The organism is Nisaea sediminum, from assembly GCF_014904705.1.
Lineage (GTDB): Bacteria > Pseudomonadota > Alphaproteobacteria > Thalassobaculales > Thalassobaculaceae > Nisaea > Nisaea sediminum.
Map to the genome: position 1 here is coordinate 942,877 of NZ_JACZCQ010000006.1, position 20,586 is coordinate 963,462.

General features: G+C 64.5%; 23 protein-coding genes. 12 read left to right on the forward strand and 11 right to left on the reverse strand.

The window, feature by feature from the left end; genetic code table 11:
• The first annotated feature begins 21 nt into the window (after nucleotides 1–21).
• The 5 genes from IG122_RS16560 (at nucleotide 22) to IG122_RS16580 (ending at nucleotide 4,967) form a co-directional block, all read left to right on the forward strand.
• Nucleotides 22–1,275 (forward strand): amino acid ABC transporter substrate-binding protein, encoded by a 1,254-nt coding sequence (locus IG122_RS16560; protein ID WP_226893606.1) that lies wholly within the window; start codon nucleotides 22–24, stop codon nucleotides 1,273–1,275.
• A 110-nt stretch (nucleotides 1,276–1,385) separates the two neighbouring features.
• Nucleotides 1,386–2,282, forward strand: coding sequence for a branched-chain amino acid ABC transporter permease (locus IG122_RS16565; protein ID WP_193185866.1), 897 nt, complete (start codon nucleotides 1,386–1,388; stop codon nucleotides 2,280–2,282).
• On the forward strand, nucleotides 2,279–3,337 hold the full coding sequence (locus IG122_RS16570; RefSeq protein WP_193185869.1) for a branched-chain amino acid ABC transporter permease: 1,059 nt from the start codon (nucleotides 2,279–2,281) through the stop codon (nucleotides 3,335–3,337). Before IG122_RS16565 ends, IG122_RS16570 begins: the two co-directional genes overlap by 4 nt.
• On the forward strand, nucleotides 3,334–4,083 hold the full coding sequence (locus IG122_RS16575; RefSeq protein WP_193185871.1) for an ABC transporter ATP-binding protein: 750 nt from the start codon (nucleotides 3,334–3,336) through the stop codon (nucleotides 4,081–4,083). The genes IG122_RS16570 and IG122_RS16575 overlap by 4 nt, the downstream gene beginning before the upstream one ends.
• Complete coding sequence (locus tag IG122_RS16580; protein ID WP_193185874.1) at nucleotides 4,083–4,967, forward strand: ABC transporter ATP-binding protein; 885 nt, start codon at nucleotides 4,083–4,085, stop codon at nucleotides 4,965–4,967. The genes IG122_RS16575 and IG122_RS16580 overlap by 1 nt, the downstream gene beginning before the upstream one ends.
• A gap of 7 nt (nucleotides 4,968–4,974) precedes the next feature.
• On the opposite strand, the gene IG122_RS16585 is transcribed toward IG122_RS16580, so the two are convergent.
• From IG122_RS16585 to IG122_RS16605, 5 genes are all read right to left on the reverse strand, one after another.
• On the reverse strand, nucleotides 4,975–5,682 hold the full coding sequence (locus tag IG122_RS16585) for an RES family NAD+ phosphorylase (RefSeq protein ID WP_319024908.1): 708 nt from the start codon (nucleotides 5,680–5,682) through the stop codon (nucleotides 4,975–4,977).
• Nucleotides 5,679–6,092, reverse strand: coding sequence for an MbcA/ParS/Xre antitoxin family protein (locus IG122_RS16590; protein ID WP_193185877.1), 414 nt, complete (start codon nucleotides 6,090–6,092; stop codon nucleotides 5,679–5,681). The genes IG122_RS16585 and IG122_RS16590 overlap by 4 nt, the downstream gene beginning before the upstream one ends.
• Nucleotides 6,093–6,155: 63 nt before the next feature.
• Nucleotides 6,156–6,626: a GFA family protein gene (locus IG122_RS16595; protein WP_193185880.1), complete on the reverse strand. Its 471-nt coding sequence runs from the start codon at nucleotides 6,624–6,626 to the stop codon at nucleotides 6,156–6,158.
• Nucleotides 6,616–7,209, reverse strand: coding sequence for a 16S rRNA (guanine(966)-N(2))-methyltransferase RsmD (gene rsmD, locus IG122_RS16600; protein ID WP_193185882.1), 594 nt, complete (start codon nucleotides 7,207–7,209; stop codon nucleotides 6,616–6,618). Before rsmD ends, IG122_RS16595 begins: the two co-directional genes overlap by 11 nt.
• A complete protein-coding gene (locus tag IG122_RS16605) occupies nucleotides 7,160–8,185 on the reverse strand; it encodes a pseudouridine synthase (protein WP_193185884.1) in 1,026 nt (341 codons plus the stop codon). The genes rsmD and IG122_RS16605 overlap by 50 nt, the downstream gene beginning before the upstream one ends.
• An 87-nt stretch (nucleotides 8,186–8,272) precedes the next feature.
• Between IG122_RS16605 and IG122_RS16610 the strand changes: the two genes are divergently transcribed.
• Nucleotides 8,273–8,728 carry a nucleoside deaminase gene (locus tag IG122_RS16610; RefSeq protein WP_449867108.1) on the forward strand — a complete coding sequence of 152 codons (456 nt, stop codon included), beginning with the start codon at nucleotides 8,273–8,275 and terminating at the stop codon, nucleotides 8,726–8,728.
• A gap of 9 nt (nucleotides 8,729–8,737) precedes the next feature.
• Nucleotides 8,738–9,460, forward strand: coding sequence for a Sir2 family NAD+-dependent deacetylase (gene cobB / locus IG122_RS16615; RefSeq protein WP_193185886.1), 723 nt, complete (start codon nucleotides 8,738–8,740; stop codon nucleotides 9,458–9,460).
• A 3-nt stretch (nucleotides 9,461–9,463) separates the two neighbouring features.
• On the opposite strand, the gene IG122_RS16620 is transcribed toward cobB, so the two are convergent.
• On the reverse strand, nucleotides 9,464–10,144 hold the full coding sequence (locus IG122_RS16620; RefSeq protein WP_193185891.1) for a glutathione S-transferase family protein: 681 nt from the start codon (nucleotides 10,142–10,144) through the stop codon (nucleotides 9,464–9,466).
• A 99-nt stretch (nucleotides 10,145–10,243) separates the two neighbouring features.
• On the opposite strand from IG122_RS16620, the gene IG122_RS16625 reads away from it, so the two are divergent.
• On the forward strand, nucleotides 10,244–10,696 hold the full coding sequence (locus IG122_RS16625) for a MarR family winged helix-turn-helix transcriptional regulator (protein WP_193185893.1): 453 nt from the start codon (nucleotides 10,244–10,246) through the stop codon (nucleotides 10,694–10,696).
• Between the two features lie 24 nt (nucleotides 10,697–10,720).
• Here IG122_RS16625 and IG122_RS16630 read toward each other — a convergent pair whose 3' ends face one another.
• Complete coding sequence (locus tag IG122_RS16630) at nucleotides 10,721–11,482, reverse strand: SDR family NAD(P)-dependent oxidoreductase (protein WP_193185895.1); 762 nt, start codon at nucleotides 11,480–11,482, stop codon at nucleotides 10,721–10,723.
• A gap of 127 nt (nucleotides 11,483–11,609) precedes the next feature.
• Here IG122_RS16630 and IG122_RS16635 point away from each other — a divergent pair, with 127 nt between their 5' ends.
• Complete coding sequence (locus tag IG122_RS16635) at nucleotides 11,610–12,107, forward strand: DUF3429 domain-containing protein (RefSeq protein ID WP_193185897.1); 498 nt, start codon at nucleotides 11,610–11,612, stop codon at nucleotides 12,105–12,107.
• Here the strand turns inward: IG122_RS16635 and IG122_RS16640 are convergent.
• A complete protein-coding gene (locus IG122_RS16640) occupies nucleotides 12,104–13,075 on the reverse strand; it encodes a DMT family transporter (RefSeq protein WP_193185900.1) in 972 nt (323 codons plus the stop codon). The genes IG122_RS16635 and IG122_RS16640 overlap by 4 nt on opposite strands.
• A gap of 123 nt (nucleotides 13,076–13,198) precedes the next feature.
• Nucleotides 13,199–13,744 (reverse strand): GNAT family N-acetyltransferase, encoded by a 546-nt coding sequence (locus IG122_RS16645; RefSeq protein WP_193185903.1) that lies wholly within the window; start codon nucleotides 13,742–13,744, stop codon nucleotides 13,199–13,201.
• 185 nt (nucleotides 13,745–13,929) lie between these two features.
• Between IG122_RS16645 and IG122_RS16650 the strand changes: the two genes are divergently transcribed.
• From IG122_RS16650 to IG122_RS16660, 3 genes are all read left to right on the forward strand, one after another.
• On the forward strand, nucleotides 13,930–15,891 hold the full coding sequence (locus IG122_RS16650; RefSeq protein WP_193185906.1) for an acetoacetate--CoA ligase: 1,962 nt from the start codon (nucleotides 13,930–13,932) through the stop codon (nucleotides 15,889–15,891).
• 81 nt (nucleotides 15,892–15,972) lie between these two features.
• On the forward strand, nucleotides 15,973–16,911 hold the full coding sequence (locus IG122_RS16655) for a diguanylate cyclase (RefSeq protein WP_193185909.1): 939 nt from the start codon (nucleotides 15,973–15,975) through the stop codon (nucleotides 16,909–16,911).
• Nucleotides 16,912–17,019: 108 nt separating this feature from the next.
• The gene (locus tag IG122_RS16660; protein WP_193185911.1) at nucleotides 17,020–17,295 is read left to right on the forward strand and encodes a hypothetical protein; all 276 of its coding nucleotides are present in this window, start codon (nucleotides 17,020–17,022) and stop codon (nucleotides 17,293–17,295) included.
• 31 nt (nucleotides 17,296–17,326) lie between these two features.
• On the opposite strand, the gene IG122_RS16665 is transcribed toward IG122_RS16660, so the two are convergent.
• On the reverse strand, nucleotides 17,327–19,081 hold the full coding sequence (locus tag IG122_RS16665) for a bifunctional diguanylate cyclase/phosphodiesterase (RefSeq protein ID WP_226893608.1): 1,755 nt from the start codon (nucleotides 19,079–19,081) through the stop codon (nucleotides 17,327–17,329).
• Between the two features lie 179 nt (nucleotides 19,082–19,260).
• Nucleotides 19,261–20,550, reverse strand: coding sequence for a phosphoribosylamine--glycine ligase (gene purD / locus IG122_RS16670; RefSeq protein ID WP_193185915.1), 1,290 nt, complete (start codon nucleotides 20,548–20,550; stop codon nucleotides 19,261–19,263).
• Nucleotides 20,551–20,586: the final 36 nt, after the last annotated feature.

Consider the following 20,586-nt stretch of genomic DNA (forward strand, 5'->3'; position numbering starts at 1 on the left):
ACTGACAAGGGAGGAATTGAGATGCGTTTCCTGAGAATGGATATGCGTGCCGCTACCGTTGCGGCCGCTCTGACCGCCTCGTTCGGTCTCGCCGCGGCGCCCGCCGACGCGAAGGTCGAAGGCGATACCATCACGCTCGGCGCGGCGATGTCGCTGACCGGCAAATATTCGACCAACGGCATCGACACCCAGAACGGGTACGAGCTCGCCGCCGACATGATCAACAAGAACGGCGGCGTCAAGGTCGGGGGCAAGAGCTACAAGCTCAAGATCGCCTATTATGACGATGAATCGACCCCCGCCCGCGGCGCCCAGCTCGCCGAACGCCTGATCAATCAGGACGGCATCAAATATATGCTTGGCCCGTACAGCTCCGGGCTGACCAAGGCGATCGCGCCGGTCACCGAAAAGTACAAGATCCCGATGATCGAGGCGGAAGGCGCCTCCCGGTCGCTCTTCACCCAGGGCTATCGCTACATGTTCGCGGTGCTCTCGACCTCCGAGCAGTATCTCGCGAGTGCGATCGCGCTTGCCGCCGAGCTGGCCGAGGCCAACGGCAAGAAGGCGTCGGACGTCAAGGTCGCGATGGCGTTCGAGAACGATCCGTTTTCGCTCGATGTCCGCGCGGGCGTGGTCGAGGACGCGAAAAAGCACGGCATGAAGATCGTCATCGACGACAAGCTGCCGCGCGATCTCGCCGACATGACCTCGACCCTGACCAAGGTGAAGGCGCTGAAGCCGGACCTGCTGGTGATTTCCGGCCATGCCAAGGGTGCGGTTACCGCGGGCCGTCAGATCAGCGAAATGAAGCTCGACGTGCCGATGATCGCCATGACGCACTGCGAGTCGGCCAAGATCACCGAGAATTTCGGTGCCGGCCCGATGGAAGGCATCCTCTGCCCGACCCAGTGGTCCGAGACCCTGTCCTACAAGGACGATCTGTTCGGCACGGCCGCCGAGTATGACGCGCTCTTCAAGAAGACCTATCCGAGCTACAAGACAGTTCCGTACCAGGCCGCCCAGGCCTCCGCGGCCCTGCAGGTCTGGAAGGACGCGTTCGAGCGGGCCAACAGCTTCGATACCGAGTCTCTGCGCGATGCGATCGCCGACACGGACATGGAAACATTCTACGGCCGGATCAAGTTCGCCCCGGAAGGCAACAACATCGCCAAGCCGATGGTGCTGCGCCAGATTCAGGGCGGCGAATATCTGGTTGTTGCGCCGACGAAATGGGCTTCGTCGAAAGTCCAGCATCCGCGTCAGCCGAAATACTGAGCGTATGACCTCTTGAACGCGGTGGAAGGCATCCCCTTCCACCGCGTTTCCTTCTCTCTGCGGGTGCCGCTCCGGCGGCCTGAACCTGGCAAGAAAGGCTGAGCGCTTCCATGCTCGACAATATCTCCATTCTTTTTGAGGCACCGATCTTCGCGGTCGACCTGTTGATCCAGGGACTGCTGATCGGGGGCATATTCGTGCTCGCGGCCTACGGACTGGCGCTGGTCTGGGGCGTGATGAACGTCAAGAACCTGGCGCAGGGCGAACTGGTCATTCTCGGCGGCTATCTCGCCTACCAGGCGACGCTCTGGGACATCCATCCGATCGTGGCGCTGCCGGTGGCTTTCGCTTTCATGTTCTGCTTCGGCTGGGTGATCTATCTGGTGATCATCAAACGCGTGGTCGACCGCGACATGTTCACCTCGCTGCTCGCGACCTTCGGTCTCAGCCTCTTGATCCAGCAGTCGCTGAACCTGGTCTTCGGCCCCGAAGTCCGGATCGCCGAAGCTGGGTTCGGGACCCTCATTCTCGGCGATCTCGCCATCCCGGTGATCCGCATCGTCAGCCTCGGCCTCGCCGCGGTGCTCGCGATCGGCATCATCCTCTTCATGCGCAATTCGAGGATGGGGCAGGCGATCCGTGCGACCGCCCAGGATCCGCGCGCCGCCCGGGTGCTCGGCATTAACACCGACCGGGTCTATGCTTTCACCTACGCCCTGAACGCCGCGATCTGCGGTTCGGCGGGGGTGCTGGTCGCGATGATCTGGAACATTCAGCCCTATTACGGCCTGGTGCACTCGATCCGCTCCTTCATCATCGTGACGGCGGCCGGGCTCGGTAACCTGCCGGGCGTGATCATCGCCGGCTTCGGCCTCGGCGTCTGGGAGAACTATGCCGGCTTCGTGTTCGGGGCCGAGTTCGCCATCGCCGCTGTCGTCGCACTTCTCGTCGGCGTCTTGATGGTGCGTCTCTTCCAGCTCTACCGTTTGCGGCAGGTGGTCCGATGAGTGCGCGCAGTCTCGATCTCAAGATCTACGCCTTTCTGATCGCCGTCGGCATCATAGGCCCCTGGCTCGTCCCCTCGATCACCAGCCAGATGGCGGTGATGTGGCTGATGGTCCTGATGGCCGTCACCTGGGACATGACCGGCGGGCAGATGGGCTACAACTCGCTCGGCAACATCACCTTCTTCGGTCTTGGCATGTATGCCTCGGCGGTGGTGCAGATCGGCCTCGTCTACGACGTGATGGAGTACACCTCGGCCTTCGGCGCCATCAAGGTGGACTTCACGGTCTCGCAATACTGGACCGGTCTGATTCTCGGCATCGGAGCGGGGGGCGCGGTGGCGACGGTGTTCGCCCTGTTGGTCGGGCCCTTCATGCTGGGCCTGCGCGGCCCCTATTTCGCCATCGGCACGCTCGGCCTCGCGGTCGCTGTGGCGGAACTGATCAGCGGCTGGCGCTATGTCGGCGGCGGCAGCGGCATCTCCATGCCGATCTTCCCCGGCGAGGCGGGTACCGGATCGATCGTCTTCTACGTCATGTTCTTCGTGCTCGCGATCGTCTGTCACCTGGTGATCCGGGCGGTCTACCGCACCCGTTTCGGTCTCGCCATCAACGCGATCCGCGACGACGAGGACAAGGCCGAGGCGATGGGCATCCACACCACGCGCTACAAGGTGCTGGCCTGGGCGATCTCCGCCTTCTTCATGGGCATGGCGGGGGCCATCTTCGGAAACATGTCCGGGTTCATCGAGCCGCTCGAGGTTGCCTTCCCGACCGCCACCTTCGGCATCTTCATGGTCGCCATGGCCCTGCTCGGCGGCAAGGGGACGCTCTGGGGCCCGGTGCTCGGCGCCATTCTCTTCCACATCGTCAAGGAAGTGACCTGGACCGAGCTGCTCGGCTGGCAGTGGGTCGCGCTCGGCGCGATCATCATCCTCAACATCGTCTATTTCCAGCAGGGCATCCTCGGCTGGGCCCAGGACCGCTGGCCGTCGCTCTTCGGCGTCACGGTGGACGAGAAAATGAGCCGGACCGGCCAGACGGAGGCAGCGGAATGAGCGGCAACCTGATCGAAGTGCGCGGCGTCTCCAAGAGCTATGGCGGCGTCGTCGCGAACAAGGATGTCAGCATCGATGTCGCCGAGGGCGGCATCACCGGGCTGATCGGGCCGAACGGGTCGGGCAAGACCACGCTCTTCAACTCGATCGTCGGCTACCATCCGATCGACGAGGGTTCGATCAGGTTCCGGGGCAAGGAGATCTCCAAGCTCCGGGTGCCCGAGATCGCGCGGCTCGGCCTGCTCCGGACCTTCCAGCAGACCCGCATCTACTCGAAGATGGATTGCATGAAGAACATGCTGATCTCGGTCTCGCACCGGGACGAGGGCCTCGGCGCCATGTTCGGCTCCATGCGGGACCGCGAGACCGAGGAGTTCGCGGAGGAGCTGCTGGAATTCGTCGGGCTCTACCAGAAGCGCTTTCTGGTCGCGGGCGAACTCTCTTTCGGCCAGCAGAAGCTGCTCGAATTCGCGATGGCCCTGATGAACCGGCCGCAGGTGCTGCTGCTCGACGAGCCGACGGCGGGGATCAACCCGACCCTGATCAACGGTCTGATCGACCGGCTGAAACGGGCGAACGAGCAGTTCGGCATCACCCTCTTCGTCATCGAGCACAATATGCGGGTGATCATGAATCTTGCCGACCGGATCTCCTGCCTCGCCCACGGCGAGCTGCTGGCGACCGGAACGCCGGACGAGATCCAGAGCGACCCGCGCGTGGTCGACGCCTATCTGGGAGCCCACTGATGAGCGATCAGCAGAACAGCGAGACCGCCTCCGAGCGGGAAAAGCGGATCAGCGGCTATGGCAGCGGCGGCGTCGAGACGGTCATTTCCGTCGAGGACGTGGTCCGCCAGGTCGAGGCCATCGCCGAGGGGCCGGACCTGGCCCGGATCGATGCGCTCGCCGGTCCCGAGCCCTATGTCTCCATCGAGTCCTTGCGTGCCGGCTACGGCAAGATGGAGATCCTGCACGATTTTTCGCTCAAGGTCGGCAAGGGCCAGTCCTGCTGCCTGATCGGACCGAACGGTGCCGGCAAGTCGACGATCCTGCATTCGATCTTCGGCTTCACCAACATTTTCTCCGGCAAGATCAGCGTCGGCGGTCAGGACGTTACCCACTATTCCTCGAACGAGAAGCTGAAGAATGCGGGCATCGCCTACATCCTGCAGGACAAGTCGGTGTTCGGCGGCATGACGGTCGAGGAAAATCTCTGGATGGGCGGCTACCTGAAGGAGAAGACCTCCGAGGCGAAGGAGGCGGCGGAGCGGATCTTCGAGAAATATCCGCGCCTCGCAGCGCGCCGCAACCATCAGGCCAAGGTGCTTTCCGGCGGCGAGCGCCGGCTGCTCGAAATCAGCCGCGCGCTGGTAATGGAACCTGAGGTGCTGCTGGTGGACGAGCCGTCGATCGGTCTCGAGCCGCGCTTCATCGACATGGTATTCGAGATCCTCGACGACCTGCAGCGGGTCGAGGGCAAGACCATCCTGATGGTGGAGCAGAACGCCAAGAAGGGGCTGGAGTTCGCCGATATCGGCTATGTCCTGGTCTCGGGCCAGACGGCGATGGCCGGTACGGGCGAAGAGCTGCTAGCGAACCCGGAAGTCGGGCGGCTGTTCCTCGGAGGGTGAGCGGGGTCTAGCGTGCCACCCGGAATACCTGCTTCATGTCATTGTCCCTGACGAGGTCCACGACCGCTCCGTCCCAGTGGTAGTCGAGATGGCGCCCTTGGGACGGGGGTCTCGCGAGGTCCGGATAGAAGAGAGCGGCGCAGTTTCCCTCCGGATACCGGACGCTCGGGTAGACCAAGCCGTCACTCCCGCCCTCCTTCAGCGAATACCCGAGTTTCCGTGCGGCAGCATATTCGTCCGGCGCGAGTTCGGCTGCATATTGCTCGGGCGTCTCGCGAAGATCTGCAAACGTGCCTGCGATATCGAGGACAAGTTCGCGGAACTGCGACGTCCATCCCGGCGACTCTTCGGTCGCCCGCATGAAACGCTCATGGTGATGTATGGTCTCGGCGAGGGCGACCTCGAACCGGTCCCCGGCATAAAGGACGCCGAAACTGCCGTCGGAGAACCGGCTTGGCCGGTCGCGGCTGGCATGGGTGAAGGGAGCCATCAGGTAGGAGGAGCCGGGGCCGGAGACACGCCGCCCTTCCGGCACGAGATCGAGTCGGCCAACCTGATCCAGAAGTCTCGGATTGGTCTTCTGTTCGGCGGAGAGGATGAGCAGCCAATCTTCCGGATCGGCGATATCCTCGAACAGGTCGATGGGCGGATAGAGCGAGCGAATGATGCGCCGTGCACCGGACCACGCGACCGGGTGGTGCGGGACCTCGCTCACCAGGCACCGCGTGCCGAGTCGAGATAGTCTCGCACGCGCATCAGGTCCGTCATTTCGCCCTGGCGCATGATGCTCAGCGCGCTCTGCCCACCGAACGCCGCGTTCGGCTTCTTGATCCAGGCATAGCCGCGGGCGGGCTCGCGGAAGACGATCCGCAGGCTCTTGTGGATCCCCATCAGGATCGCCAGTCGGGTTTTCTGGTCGCGCCCGAGGCGCCCGATCTTTCCGCTCTTCCAGCGGGCATAGCTGCGCGGCGCGAGGTCCAGCAGTAGCGCACACTCTTCGTCTGTCAGGCCCCAATGGGCAAACAGCCGGACCGCGGCACGGAACAATGCGCCGCCTTCCTCGTCCGTAATCGGCGCCATGTGGAAGTCGGAAGGCGCAGTCTCGATCGGATGCAGGCTGATCATGATTTCTCCATATGGCGAAATATAGTCAATTTAACGCCATATGGCAAACTCGCTTCTACGAGCTTAGCGCTCCAGCCCGAGCCGCTTGTGCCAGGCTTCGATGCTTTCTTCCGGATAGTCCTCGAAGCGCTGGTCCTTCGGTCCCGCATGCACCGGCACCCAGTCCGGCTTGCTGCCGAGCATCAGGTGCGTGCGCTCCGGTGCGGCCGGCAGCGGCGTGTCGATGGCGCCGGCCTGCGGGTGCACCAGTTCCGGCCAGCGCGGATCCCAGAGCCAGAGGGCGGATCCGCATTTGCTGCAGAAACTGCGCTCTGCCGGGCTCTCGCGGCCATCCGTGACCGCGTTGTATTTCGAGATGTGCTCCGCACCCTCGACCTTCAGGCTTTCGAAATCGCCGGAGAGGTTGATCGCATAGCCGCCGCTGCCCGCCGTCTTGCGGCAGATCGAGCAGTAGCAGAGGTTGAAGGGATAGGGGTGCCGGCTCTCCAGGCTGAACCGCACGGCGCCGCAATGGCAGGAACCCTCAAGTTTCACCGAGCGTCTCCTTTCCCGCATCGACGCTGAAATTCGGCCGGAAGAAATTCAGCCGGGCGCGGCCGTAGGTGCGCGCCTCGACCTCATCCAGCCATTCCGGCACCTCGAGCTCCTCGCCTTTCTCGCATTCGATCACGATCAGGGTATTGCCGTCGATCCAGCCGCGCTCGTGCAGCTTGTCGAGCGCCGGCGCTGCCAGACCGCTGCGATAGGGCGGGTCCATCAGGACGAGGGTGACCGGGCGGGGGCTCGTGCGGTGCAGCGAGAGCACGTCGCCCTCGATCACGGTGACGTCGCCGCCGGCCCGCAGCTTCACGATGTTCTGCTTGAGCGCGGTCGCCGCTTCGCGGTCGCTCTCGATGAAGAAGACTTCCGCCGCGCCCCTCGAGAGAGCTTCGAGCCCGAGCGCGCCGGTGCCTGCGAAGACATCGACGACGAGGCCGTCCGTCACCGGGTCCCCGTGCTTGCCGCCCGCGAGAATTCCGAACAGCGACTCCCGCGTCCGGTCCGCGGTCGGCCGCGTGGTCCAGTTCTCAGGGGCGGCGAGTTTGGTTCCGCGATGCTTGCCCGCGACGATCCGCATGTTTCTCTCCCCGAGCCGGCCGCGGTCTTGCGTTTCCCCGGGAGCCATTCTGCTTGCCGCCGGGGCCGCGCGTCGAGCGCTTTTCCGTATCGTTTCCGGCCTTGCCTTTGGCCGGACCCTTCCCGCCGACCGGACCCTTGCTCCCCGCCGCTGCCGCGCCCGGTTTCTTGCGCGGACCCTTGAACGGCGCCTTGGGTTTCGCCTTCGCGGTTCCGGTCTTCGTCTCTTCCTTGAAGCCGAGCTGTTCCTTCAGCGTGGCCTGCCGCACCTCCGCGACCTCGCCCGCCGGCAGGTCGCCAAGCTGGAAAGGACCGTAGGAGACCCGGATCAGACGGTTCACGCGGAGGCCGACATGCTCCATCAGCTTGCGGATTTCCCTGTTCTTGCCTTCGCGAATCCCGAGGGTGAGCCAGGTGTTCGACTTGCCCTCGATATCGCGCTCGACGGACACCGGTCCGTATTTGATGCCGTCGACGGTCGCGCCCTTCTTGAGCAGCTCGATGGAATTCTCTGTGATCGAGCCGTAAACCCGGACGCGATACTTCCGGAGCCAGGCCGTCGACGGCAGTTCCAGCAGGCGCGACAGCTCTCCGTCATTGGTCAGCAGCAGCAGGCCCTCGGTGTCGAAGTCGAGGCGGCCGACGGTGACGACGCGCGGCATGTCCTTCGGCAGGGCGTCGAACACGGTCTCCCGCCCTTCCGGGTCCTTGTTCGTGGTCACCAGGCCGCGCGGCTTGTGGAAGCGCCAGAGCCTGGTCGGCTCGATCACCGGCAGATCCCGGCCGTCGACCCGGATCCGGGATTCCGAGGTCACGGTGACGGCGGGCGTGGTCAGGAGCTCGCCATCCACCTCGACGCGGCCGGCGGTGATCCATTGCTCGGCCTCGCGGCGCGAGCAGAGCCCGGCGCGGGCAAGCCGTTTGGCGATCCGCTCGGGACCGCGATCCTCGGTGAAGACTTTTTCGAATTCGCTCATGAATCAGGTCTTACGCGTGGGCGCGCGCGGATGCAACGCGCATCCAAACGGCTTGGAGCCGGGGACGCTTCCGGCTAGGAAGGAAAGATGGACGCAAGAGGTGAAAATCCGATGGCGCTGGCCCTCGCCGAGGCGGAAGCGGCGGCGGCGCGCGGCGAGGTTCCGGTCGGCGCTGTGGTCACTGACGCGGCGGGCCGCGTGCTGGCCGCGGCCGGCAACCGGGTCGAGGAGTTGAACGATCCGAGCGCCCATGCCGAGATCCTGGCGATCCGCGCGGCCGCGGCGAAGGTTGGCGCGCCGCGGCTCGTTGAGTGCGATCTCCATGTCACCCTCGAGCCCTGCCCGATGTGCGCCACGGCGATCGGGTTCGCCCGCATCCGCCGTCTCGTCTTCGGCGCCTACGATCCGAAGGGCGGCGGGGTCGAGCACGGGCCGAGGATCTATACCCAGCCGACCTGCCACCACGCGCCGGAAGTGGTCGGCGGGGTCGAGGAAAGCCGCGCGGGCGAGTTGCTGCGCGAGTTCTTTCGCGACAGGCGTTAGGAGGCCGAAATGCAGCTCAATCTCTCGCCCGAAGCCTCCATCGTCATCCTGACCGGGGCGGGCATCTCCAAGGAAAGCGGTCTCGACACCTTCCGCGATGCGGACGGGATCTGGTCCAAGGTCAATCTGGAGGACGTGGCGACGCCGGAAGGCTATCTGCGGAATCCGGTCATGGTGCACGAATTCTACAATGCCCGCCGCCGCTCCCTGCTGAACGCCAACGTGCAGCCGAACGCGGCCCATGCGGCGCTCGCCCGGCTGGAGAAGGAATGGCCCGGCAATGTGCTGCTGGTGACGCAGAATATCGACGATTTGCACGAACGGGCGGGTTCCGAAAAGCTCCTGCACATGCACGGCGAGATGCTGAAGGTGCGCTGCGAGCGCACCGGCGAAATCTTCGACTGGCGCGAGGATCTCAGCCTTGAGAGCCGCAATCCGACGACGAACGAGGCGGGTACGCTCCGCCCGCATGTGGTCTGGTTCGGCGAGATGCCGCTCTACATGGAGGAGATCTACGCGGCGCTGGCCGACGCCGATCTCTTCATCTCCATCGGCACCTCCGGCAACGTCTATCCCGCCGCCGGTTTCGTGCAGGAGGCCCGCATGCACGGCGCCCACACGATTGAGCTCAATCTCGAACCCTCCGAAGGCGCAACGCTCTTCGCCGAAAAGCGCTACGGCCCGGCGAGCGAGATCGTGCCGGCCTATGTCGAGGAACTGCTCGGCGCCTGACGGTCAGCCGACCAGGCCGCTCACATAGGCATTACGTTTTTTCAGGAAATCCCCCAGCAGTGCCGGATAGTCCGCGCCGACGGCGTTGCGCACGGAGTCTCTTTCAGAAAGTGCCTGGCGCCATTGCGCGAGCAATGGCAGGTCCTCCGCGAAGTGGAGCGCGGCGCGGCTCTCGAACACGTCCAGATATCTGAAGATCGGACCGAAGACGGCATCGACCAGCGAGAAGCGTTCTCCGGCGAAGAAGGGGGAGCCGTCGCCTGTCTCCAATTCCGTTTCGAGCCGTGCGAAGCCGTCCCGAAGCGCCTTGCTTTCCGCGTTGAATTTCTCTTCGTCAGGCGCGTTGTAGAGGCGGGCGATCCCGTTCAGCAGGGACGAGCCGAACTCGATCCAGCTTCTGTGCCGGGCGCGGTCCAGCGGATCGGCCGGGTGCAGCGGATTGGCTTGCGTCTCTTCGAGAAATTCGAGGATAACGGAAGACTCGAAAATAACGGCATCCCGCTCCCGGTCGCGGACCTGCAGCAACGGCACCTTTCCGAGCGGCGAGAGCGCGCGGAACCAGTCCGGCTTTTCGGCGAGATCGATATAGATCCGCTCGAACGGCACCCCTTTTTCCGCGAGAGCAATCGCGGCGCGCTGCACATAAGGGCAGAGGGTGTGGCTGACCAAGGTGATCCTGCTCATCGTCGTCTCCAAAAAATAAATGCATTTGCATGTATATTTGGTTTCGGGTTTAGCCTTGTCAAGATTGATGCGATTGCATCTATCTGCTATCTCCCATGCATGAAAACGTCGGGAACAGCGCTCACCGGGGCGCATCAGACCGCCTGGGTCCGGCTTGTCCGGGCCTCGGAGCGGATCCTTCAGCGGGTCGAATCAGCCCTCAAATCGGACGGCCTGCCACCGCTCGCCTGGTACGATCTGCTACTTGAGGTGAAGCGTGCGGAGCCGGACGGGCTGAGGCCCTACCAGCTGCAGTCGCGCATGCTGATCCCGCAATACAACATGTCCCGCCTAGTCGATCGTATGGCCAAGGCGGGTGTCATCGAGCGCCGGACCTGTGCCGAAGACGGTCGTGGACAGGTGATCTGCCTGACCGACGACGGCTTGGCCCTGCAGCAAAGAATGTGGCCAGTCTATCGCAGCGTACTCGAACGGGAGGTGGGCGGTCGCATGGACGAGGCGGGCGCCCTCGAACTGGCGGCGCTTCTCGCGCCGCTCGCCGAGGACGGCTAGAACCCCGCCCGTCGTGACGGGCGCCTACCGAGGCTGCATCCTGATCGCGCCGTCCAGTCGCACGGTCTCGCCGTTCAGCATGACGTTGTCGATCATCGCCAGCGCCAATTTTGCGTATTCCGCCGGCGTGCCGAAGCGCGAGGGATAGGGGACGGTGGCCGCGAGACTGTCCTGCACCTCCTGCGGCATGCCGAGCAGCATCGGGGTGCCGAACAAGCCCGGCGCGATCGTGTTGAAGCGGATGCCGGCCTTGGCGAACTCGCGGGCGCCGACGATGGTCAGCGCATGCACCCCGCCCTTGGAGGCGGCATAGGCGCTCTGCCCGATCTGGCCCTCGAAGGCGGCGACGGAGGCGGTGGAAATCACGATGCCGCGCTCGCCGTCCTCCAGCGGATCCATCGCAGCCATGTCGGCGGCGGCGAGCCGCATCATGTTGAAGGTGCCGATCAGGTTGACCTCGATGACGCGGCGGAAATTGTCGAGCGGCATCGGCCCGCCCCGGCCGACGATCCGTTCCGCCGGCGCGATGCCGGCGCAATTGACGAGGATGCGGGCCGGGCCGTGCGCTTCGCGGGCCGTCGCGATGGCGGCTTCCGCCGAGGCGGCGTCGGCGACGTCGCAGGGGACCGCGATCCCGCCGATCTCCGCGGCGACCTTCTTCGCGCCTTCCTCGTTGACGTCGAACAGCGCGACCTTCGCGCCCGCCGCTGCCAGCACCCGTGCGGTGCCGGCGCCGAGCCCGCTGCCGCCGCCGGTCACGATCGCGGCTTGCCCCTGAACCTGCATCTTTCTGCTCCCTTGAGGTGTTTTCTGCCCGCCGGTCTTTCGTGACCTTGCGCGGGAAGGCTATAACTGGCCGCAGTGAAACCGAAACCCGCCCGTGCGTCCAGCGCGGCAAACGGAAGCACTGCCGATGTTCTCCTCGCTCCGCGACGTTCCCCGCCCGGCCCTGATTCTTGGTCTCGGGGGGGTGATCCCGTTCTATCTGTTGTCGCTGCCGCTCTGGCTCATGGACCCGCTCTACGGCTATGTGCTGATCGACAGCATGATCACCTACGGCGCGGTGATCCTCTCTTTCCTCGGCGCGGTGCACTGGGGCGCGGCGATGTGGCAGGGCGAGCTTGAAGAGGCGCGCGAGGAGGACGCAGAGGAGATGGACAGGGCCGCCTGGGCACGCTACGGCTGGAGCGTGATCCCGGCGCTGATCGCCTGGATCGGGACCCTGCTGGTGCCCTTCGCCGGACTGATGCTGATCGTGGTCGGCATCGCGCTCGCCTATTTCATCGACCTGCGCGCCTGCCGGGCCGGGTTCTTTCCGGAATGGTACGAGGGTCTGCGGAAGGTTCTGACGATCCTCGTGCTGCTCGCCTGCGCCAACGCCATCGCGTCGGGTGTGACGGGGCCGTTCTAGGCCCGTTCCTTCGCGGCTTCCTGTTCTTCCGTCAGCACCACCGGATGGTGGTCGGTCTTGTTGCGCATCGGGACCTTGCCGAGCTGCGCCTCGCGGCGGGCGATATAGAGCGTCGAGGCGACGATCAGACCGGCGCCGGCGAGGGTGTGCAGGCCCGGAACGTCGCCGAAGAGCCAGAAGCCGATGAAGCCGGCGAAGAGCAATCGTGAATAGTCGAAAGGCACCACCGCCGTCGCCTCGCCGACCTTGAAGCCTTTCACCGCGCAGGCCTGTCCGGCGGAACCGAGCGCGCCGACTGCGAGCAGCATCGCCATCTCGCTCCAGGTCGGTTCCTGCCAGACGAGGATCGCGGGCACGGTCATGATCGAGGTCGAGATGATGCCGAAACTGAACAGGATGGTGAGCGGGGATTCCGTGGTCGCCAGTTTCTTCACCACCACGACGACGAGAGCGACGAAGAGCGTGCCGAGGAGGGCGATCCCGGCGGCGAAACCGATCTCGGAGGAGCCCGGACGGACCATGATGAGCACGCCAAGAAACCCGACGGCGGTCGCGCTCCAGCGCCGCCAGCGGACCGTCTCGTTCAGGAACAGGACTGCCAGCACGATCATGAACAGCGGCTTGGCGAAACTGATCGCCGTCGCGTCGGCGAGCGGCATGTGGGTAACCGAGTAGAAACCACAGGCCATCGCGCCGGCGCCGAGACAGCCGCGCAGCAGATGTGCCAGCGGCCGGCGGGTCTTGAACACATGCGACCCGGCCCGGAACATGAAGGGCAGGATCACCGCGAGCCCGAAGGCGCAGCGGAAGAAGGCAATCTGGAATGTATCGAGTCGGGCGCCCAGCAGCTTCACGTTCGCCTGCATGAGCGAGAAGATGACGCAGGAGATGACGATCCAGATCGCACCCTGAGTATTGGGCGAGAGCGCGGCAAAGCGGGAGGACAGCGATGTTTCGGCGGGGGCCATAGGCTCGATCTCAGGCACCCGATGGCACCCATGTCCTTGATCTGTGGAAGGCTTTCAGGATACGCCGAGCCCGCCGCATTACCAACGCCGATTGCGCATTGCAGCCCTGACGCTGCCGGGCGATCAGGGTTCCGGCGTCGGCGCGGGCCAGACGACGAGAATGTTTCGCGATTTCCAGATCGGGCCCGGATCCTCGAACGTGGCGCTCTCCGTGCCTCCGAGGGCGCGGTAGAACTTCCGGGCCGCCGTGTTCTGTTCCACCACGGAGAGACCCCCGCCGTCGAAATCGAGCATACCGATCTCCTGCAGCGCGAGGCGGAGCAGATATGCTCCGAGACCGCGGCCGCGCTGGCTGCCGTCGACATAGAGATGCTTGATCTCGCCGCGCCGGCCGAAGATCTCCGATCCCGGCGGCCCGTAGCTGACCAGCCCGACGATCTGCCCGCCGGCAAGGGCGAGCAAGGTGTTCTTCCGGGGATCCGGGGAGGTCAGGGTCTCGACCCAGCCCGGCAGGCGGCGCTTCTCGTCGAGGATGGCGACTGCCTCCGGCGGGGCCATCTCGCCATAGGTTTCGCGCCAGATCCTGACATGGAAGCCGGCGATCTCCGCCGCTTCATCCGGTGCCGCCTTGCGGATCTCGATGCCGTCCGGTTTCGCTGCGCTGTCCATCGTCCCGTTTCCGTTTCCTGCACTGCCTGCCTAGCTAATCCGCGGCGAAGCGGCCCTCACCAGCGCCTATTGCGCATTGCAGCATTGCCCGCCGGACGGCGCCTCGCTATAGCTTTGGGCGAATGGCAAGACGCCGACCGGACCGCATTCCGGGCAATGGCGCGGCAAACAGGGGACGCCGAGAGATGACGACCGACAGCAAACCGCTTTGGCAGCCGAGCGCCGAGCGCATCGCGAACGCGAACATCACCCGTTTCATCGAGTTCGCGAACCGGGAGCGCGGCGCGAGCCTGACCGACTTCGAGAGCCTCTACGACTGGTCCGTTACCGAACTCGAGACCTTCTGGGACGCGTTCTGGGACTTTTCCGGCATCATCGGCGACAAGGGCAGCGACCGCATCCTGCAGGACGGCGACAAGATGCCGGGCGCCGCCTTCTTCCCGGACGCCAAGGTCAATTTCGCCGAGAACCTGCTGCGCCGCCGCGACGGTGCCGATGCGATCGTCTTCTGGGGCGAGGACAAGGTTAAGCGGCGTCTCAGCTTCGCTGAGCTCTATGACGAGGTCTCAAAATTCGCCCAGGCCCTCAAGGCAGAGGGCGTCGGTCCGGGCGACCGGGTCGCGGCCTTCATGCCGAACATGCCGGAGACCGTGATCGCCATGCTGGCGACCGCCAGCCTCGGCGCGGTCTGGTCCTCCTGCTCGCCAGACTTCGGGATCCGCGGCGTGCTCGACCGTTTCGGCCAGATCGAGCCGAAGGTGTTCGTCGCCGTCGAGGGCTATTACTACGGCGGCAAGGCCTTCGACACGCTGGACAAGGTCGAGGGCATTCTCGCCGAGCTGCCGAGCGTTAAGAAGACGGTCATCGTGCCCTATACGAGGAGCGAGCCGCCGATCTCCGGGCTGCCGAACGCCATCACTTACGGGGATTTCACCGGCGCCTTCAAAGCGGGCGAGATCGCCTTCACGCGGATGGGCTTCAACGAGCCGCTCTACATCATGTTCTCCTCCGGCACGACCGGGGTGCCGAAATGCATCGTGCACGGCATCGGCGGCACGCTGATCCAGCATCTGAAGGAGCATCAGCTCCACAGCGATGTGAAGAAGGACGACCGGGTCTTCTACTTCACCACCTGCGGCTGGATGATGTGGAACTGGCTGGTGAGCGGCCTCGCTTCCGAGGCGACGCTGCTGCTCTATGACGGCAACCCGTTCTATCCGAGCGCGAACATCCTCTTCGACTATGCCGATGCCGAGAAGATGACCCTCTTCGGCACCTCGGCGAAATATATCGACGCCCTCAACAAGGCCGGGGTGACGCCGAAGGAGACCCACGATCTCTCGACCGTGCGGGCGATGACCTCGACCGGCTCGCCGCTGGTGCCGGAGGGCTTCGACTATGTCTACCGGGCGATCAAGTCGGACATCCAGCTCTCCTCGATCTCGGGCGGCACCGACATCGTCTCCTGCTTCGTGCTCGGCAATCCGGTCGGTCCGGTCTGGCGCGGCGAGATCCAGACCCGCGGCCTCGGCCTCGCGGTCAACGTGTTCGACGACGACGGCAAGCCGGTGGTCGGCGAGAAGGGCGAACTGGTCTGCACCCGGCCGTTTCCCTGCATGCCGATCATGTTCTGGAACGATCCGGACGGCTCCAAGTACAAGGGCGCCTATTTCGAGAGCTACGACAATATCTGGTGCCACGGCGATTACGTCGAACTGACTCCGCGTGGCGGCATGGTGATCTACGGCCGCTCCGACGCGGTGCTCAATCCGGGCGGCGTGCGTATCGGCACGGCGGAGATCTACCGCCAGGTCGAGAAACTGCCCGAGGTGCTGGAAGGCCTCGTGATCGGCCAGGACTGGGACGACGATGTCCGCGTCGTGCTCTTCGTCCGCCTCGCCGAAGGTGTGATCCTGGACGACGATCTGGTCAAAAAGATCAAGGATACGGTCCGCAAGGGCGCCTCGCCGCGTCACGTGCCGGCGAAGATCCTGGCCGTCGCCGACATTCCGCGCACCAAGAGCGGCAAGATCGTCGAGCTTGCCGTGCGCAACGTGGTGCATGGCCGTCCGGTGAAGAATGTCGAGGCGCTGGCCAATCCCGAGGCGCTGAAGCTCTATGAGGGCCTGCCCGAACTCTCGACCTGAGTACCTTTGCGTAGAATGCTTGGCCGTGCGCCCCGAGCCCGATAGGTTGGCAGTGGGGCTCGGCGGGCGGTTTTAAGGAAGATGGCGATTTCGGCCCAGGACATCAGCGCGGAACAGGACGCTCCGGATTCGGCGCTTTCCCGCCGTCAGCTCGAGGAAATCGTGCGCGAGCTCGAGTCCGCGATCGAGGAGACGCGGCAATGGCTGGCGCTGTTTCACCGCGCGCTTGTCTGCCGGCTCCGGCCCGATCCGGAGGTCGTCACCGAGGATGCCCACCGGATGAGCCGCTTCGGCCGCTGGTATTCGACCAACCGGGACGACGACCTCTTCTCGCAGCCGGCCTTCGCCACGCTTGTCGGGATGCACCAGGGGATCTACGCCCATGCGGCGATCCTCGCCGTCAGGGGCTGGAAGGACGATGCTCTTCCGCCTGCGGAATACGACGCGCTTCTGCACAAGATCGACAGTTTCAACGAGCAGGCGGGCCGAATGGCACGGGCTTTCCGGGCGGCGCTTTCGAACCTCGACCCTCTGACCGGAACCAACACCCGTCACACGATGGAAAAGGAGCTGTTGCGCGAGCAGCAGAGGATCCGCCGCACCGGCCGCCCGTGCTCTATTGCCATTGCCGATATCGACCGTTTCAAGTCGGTGAACGATACCTACGGGCATCACGCGGGCGACCGGGTGCTGTCCCGCGTGACCCGGCTCATCGAGGATTCGCTCCGCCCCTACGACACGATCTACCGCTTCGGTGGCGAGGAATTCCTCATCTGTCTGCCGGACTCGGATCCGGAAGAGGCGCGAAAGGTGCTCGACCGGGTGCGCAGGAAGATCGAGGAGACGCCGGTCGATATCGACGGCGCGGAACCGCTTTCCGTCACCGTCTCATTCGGCGTCGCGCAACTCGTGCCCCGCCGGCGATTGAAGGAAATCACCGAGCGCGCCGACCGGGCGCTTTACGAGGCGAAGAATTCCGGCAGGAATCAGGTGGTGGTCTGGACCGCGGAACTCCACTGAGGTCGCGGCCATGTATTCGCCATGCTGGCGATTGCGATTGCCGCCGGGCCGGAGCCGGGTATGATCCGGTGAAAATCGATTTGTCGAAAACGCAAGGGAGTTTCGGCTGTGGCGCTAGACAAGGGACGGGCCGTCGAGCTTGAGCACATGGTCCGCAAGATGGGGGCGATCATCTCGGTCTTCGAGGTCCGGTCGGATCCCGTCGGCAATGCGCGTTTCAGCGCTTTCCGCGACCTGATGGACGTGTTCCACGCCATGTGCGAGCGTCAGCTGAAAGAGCAGAAAGACTTCATCGACGAGATGGGCGAGATTACCGAAGAGGAAACCGCGCGCCTTAAAGCGGCGTTCGAGAAGATCTACGGGAAACCGCCGGGCGCGGTGTGAGCGTCACGCCGCCAGACAGTCCGCACAACAGCTACCGGATGGTCTGGCAGGCGAAGCCGCCTTCGTCCTTCGCCCGCTTCTTCAGTTCGGCGAAAGCGGTCAGCGCGGTCTCCAGATCGGAGAGCCGCCGGCCCGGCTCGATCACCAGCATGGCAGCGCTGCAGGTGAGCAGCGGATAGTTCCGCAGCTTGCCGTCCCGCCCGCGGGCTTCTATCGAGCCGCGCTCCCGGGCTTCCCTGTCATAGAAACTCTCGACATCCCGGGCGAACTGGTGGCGCGCCTCGTAGGCGAGACGGCTGACCTCTTCAGGATCGGTTCCGATGCTTCCGACGAAGAAGTCGTCCCCGCCGATATGCCCGACGAAGAAATCGGGTCCGCTGAAGGTCTGCCGGAGATTTTCCGCGAACAGCAGCAGCGCCCGGTCGCCCTGCCGGAACCCGTAGGTGTCGTTGAAGGGCTTGAAGTTATCGAAGTCGAAATGCAGCAGCGCGCAGGTCTCTTCCGTGTCGGTCACCGCGTCGGCGATATGGTCCGAGATCGAGGTGTTGCCGGGCAGCTTGGTCAGCGGGTTCATTTCGCGGGCGAAGATGAGGTTCTTCTCGTTGAGCACCCGGAGCAGGGAAGAATTGTCGAGGAAACCGATATATTGCGCATTCTCGACGATGATCACGCCGTTCAGTGAGTCGTTGTGGCTGTAGATCTGCAGAATGCGCTCGGCCTGTGTGTGGATGTCCGCGATTGGGCAGGGGCGCACGAAATCGCCGAGCCGCTTGCCGAAGCTGCGGTTCACGATCAGGTCCTTGCCGTAGGGTGAGAAGGCGTAGGCCTTGAGGTCGACGTCGCGCACGATCCCGAGCGGACGATCGTTCATGTCGAGGACGGGAAACAGCCGGGCGCTCTCGTTCGTGCGGAAGGCATCGAACACGTCCTGCATCGGCGTCTCGATCTTGAGCGTCGGTACGGCGACGATCTGTTCGCGCAGGATATGCTGGTCCGAGGAACGGGCCCGCCGGTCGCGGCGGCGCGCCGTCATCAGGGTCTCGTAGCTCCGGCTGAGGCTCTCATGCTCCAGCGTCGGCCGCGCCACCAGATAACCCTGAACCAGATCGAAGCCGAGCTCGCGGCAACTGCTCAGGTCCTCCTCGGTCTCCACACCCTCGGCGATGGTCTGGATACCCAATACCTCGAACATGTCGATCAGGCTCGAGACGAACAGCTTCTTCTTCGGGTCGCGGGCGACATTGTTGATGAAGTAGCGGTCGAACTTCACGTATTCGGCATGCTCTTCATGCAGCAGGCGCAGGCGGGCATAGCCTTCGCCGAAATCGTCGAGCGCGATCTGGATACCGTGATCGCGCGCCTGGCGGAGCGCCTTGGTGGCGGCGCTGTCCTGGGAAATGTCCGACTTCTCGGAAACCTCGAGACAAAGCTGCGTGCTCGAGAGTCCGAGCCCGGCCATGGCCTCCAGAATGCCCGTGGTCCGGTTGCTCAGATGCGGCAGGCTGCGCGCATCGATATTGAAGAACAGGTGCAGGCCGTCCGCGCAGGATAGCGCGGCGAAATCCCGGAGGGCCTTGTTCAGCAGGCGGGCCTCGAGCTCCTCGACCTGGCCGTGCTCGGCGGCGCGGTCGAAGAGATCGGCAATGCTTTCGAAACCGAGTTCCGCCGTCCCGCGCAACAAGGCCTCAAAGCCGTGGGTCAGGCCCGTATCGAGATGGACGATGGGCTGGAAGGCGTGCCGAAGTCCTGCGGTCAATGCGTCCATCGGCGGAAAGTGGCCGCTCAACTGGAGCATTTCCGCGCCGCGTGAAGCGGCCGAATTCGAATTGAGCACTGCGATTCGCCACAAAAAATTAGGGCATACTTACGTACCCTTTTTATTTCATTTCGCGGCGTTTTAAATCCTTTTGTGTGTGAAGGTTAGATGACCGATTTCTTGGAATTTCTACTGTTTTCGGCAAAATTTTATTGATCGGCGGCGCCCTGTTCGCGCGCAATTGCCCGCCAGCCGATGTCCTTGCGGCAGAACCCGTGCGGCCAGTTCACCGTCCCGACGGCTTCGTAGGCGCGGGATCGTGCTTCCGATACGGAGGCGCCGCGGGCGGTTACGACGAGCACCCGGCCTCCGGTCGCCAGCAGCACGCCCTTGTCGGTCCGCGTCGTGCCGGCATGGAACGTTGTCACTGTGCCGGTATCCTTGGGCAGCTCCGCGATCAGGGTGTTCTTCTCGTAGGAACCGGGATAGCCGTTCGATGCGAGGACCACGCAGAGGGCCGCCTCGTCGCGCCAGCGGAGCGTGATCTGGTCGAGCTGTCCGTCGGCGGAGGCGATCAGGGCCGGCAGGATGTCGCTCGTCAGGCGCATCATCAGGACCTCGCATTCGGGATCGCCGAAGCGGACATTGTGCTCGATCAGCTTGGGGCCGTCGGCGGTGATCATCAGGCCGGCGAAGAGCACACCCTTGAACGGCATGCCTTCCGCCGCCATGCCGTCCACGGTTGGCTGCACGATCTCCATCATGACCCGGTCGATCATCGCCTGGTCCATCACCGGGGCCGGCGAATAGGCCCCCATGCCGCCGGTATTCGGTCCGGTGTCGCCGTCGCCGACGGCCTTGTGGTCCTGCGCCGCCGCGAGCGGGAGGGCAGTCCTGCCATCGCAAAGGGCGAAGAAGCTGGCTTCCTCGCCGATCAGGCATTCCTCGATCACGACCTCCTCGCCGGCGGCGCCGAAGGCCTTGTCGGACATGGCGTCCTCGAGCGCCGAGATCGCCTCGTTCACGGTCTGCGCCACGGTGACGCCCTTGCCGGCGGCGAGCCCGTCCGCCTTGACGACGATCGGCGCCCCCATTTTCGTCACGTAATCCTTCGCGGCCTCAAGATCGGTGAAGCGGGCATAGGCGGCGGTCGGGATGTTGTGCCGGTCGCAGATGCCTTTCGTGAAGGCCTTGGAGCCCTCGAGCTGGGCCGCGGCGGCGCTCGGTCCGAAAGCCTTGATGCCGGCGGCTGCCAGCTTGTCGACCAGTCCGGCGACGAGCGGCGCCTCGGGCCCGACCACGACGAAGTCGATGGCCTTCTCCTTCGCGAAGGAGACCAGTCCGTCCAGGTCCTCCGCCTTCACCCCGACGCACTCCGCGACCTCCGCGATGCCGGCATTGCCGGGTGCGCAGTAGAGGTGATCGCACAGCGGCGAGGCAGAGATGGCCCAGCACAAGGCATGTTCACGCCCACCGGATCCGACGACCAGAATTCTCATTTTCGTGTCCCCATGCTTTCGCTCGGCGGCCTTGTA

Bases quoted from the DNA above. Each gene is read 5' to 3' on its own strand.
- IG122_RS16560 (WP_226893606.1), top strand. From the start codon at position 22: ATGCGTTTCCTGAGAATGGATATGCGTGCCGCTACCGTTGCGGCCGCT.
- IG122_RS16565 (WP_193185866.1), top strand. From the start codon at position 1,386: ATGCTCGACAATATCTCCATTCTTTTTGAGGCACCGATCTTCGCGGTC.
- IG122_RS16570 (WP_193185869.1), top strand. From the start codon at position 2,279: ATGAGTGCGCGCAGTCTCGATCTCAAGATCTACGCCTTTCTGATCGCC.
- IG122_RS16575 (WP_193185871.1), top strand. From the start codon at position 3,334: ATGAGCGGCAACCTGATCGAAGTGCGCGGCGTCTCCAAGAGCTATGGC.
- IG122_RS16580 (WP_193185874.1), top strand. From the start codon at position 4,083: ATGAGCGATCAGCAGAACAGCGAGACCGCCTCCGAGCGGGAAAAGCGG.
- IG122_RS16590 (WP_193185877.1), bottom strand. From the start codon at position 6,092: ATGATCAGCCTGCATCCGATCGAGACTGCGCCTTCCGACTTCCACATG.
- rsmD (WP_193185882.1), bottom strand. From the start codon at position 7,209: ATGCGGATCGTCGCGGGCAAGCATCGCGGAACCAAACTCGCCGCCCCT.
- IG122_RS16605 (WP_193185884.1), bottom strand. From the start codon at position 8,185: ATGAGCGAATTCGAAAAAGTCTTCACCGAGGATCGCGGTCCCGAGCGG.
- IG122_RS16610 (WP_449867108.1), top strand. From the start codon at position 8,273: ATGGACGCAAGAGGTGAAAATCCGATGGCGCTGGCCCTCGCCGAGGCG.
- cobB (WP_193185886.1), top strand. From the start codon at position 8,738: ATGCAGCTCAATCTCTCGCCCGAAGCCTCCATCGTCATCCTGACCGGG.
- IG122_RS16620 (WP_193185891.1), bottom strand. From the start codon at position 10,144: ATGAGCAGGATCACCTTGGTCAGCCACACCCTCTGCCCTTATGTGCAG.
- IG122_RS16625 (WP_193185893.1), top strand. From the start codon at position 10,244: ATGAAAACGTCGGGAACAGCGCTCACCGGGGCGCATCAGACCGCCTGG.
- IG122_RS16630 (WP_193185895.1), bottom strand. From the start codon at position 11,482: ATGCAGGTTCAGGGGCAAGCCGCGATCGTGACCGGCGGCGGCAGCGGG.
- IG122_RS16635 (WP_193185897.1), top strand. From the start codon at position 11,610: ATGTTCTCCTCGCTCCGCGACGTTCCCCGCCCGGCCCTGATTCTTGGT.
- IG122_RS16640 (WP_193185900.1), bottom strand. From the start codon at position 13,075: ATGGCCCCCGCCGAAACATCGCTGTCCTCCCGCTTTGCCGCGCTCTCG.
- IG122_RS16645 (WP_193185903.1), bottom strand. From the start codon at position 13,744: ATGGACAGCGCAGCGAAACCGGACGGCATCGAGATCCGCAAGGCGGCA.
- IG122_RS16650 (WP_193185906.1), top strand. From the start codon at position 13,930: ATGACGACCGACAGCAAACCGCTTTGGCAGCCGAGCGCCGAGCGCATC.
- IG122_RS16655 (WP_193185909.1), top strand. From the start codon at position 15,973: ATGGCGATTTCGGCCCAGGACATCAGCGCGGAACAGGACGCTCCGGAT.
- purD (WP_193185915.1), bottom strand. From the start codon at position 20,550: ATGAGAATTCTGGTCGTCGGATCCGGTGGGCGTGAACATGCCTTGTGC.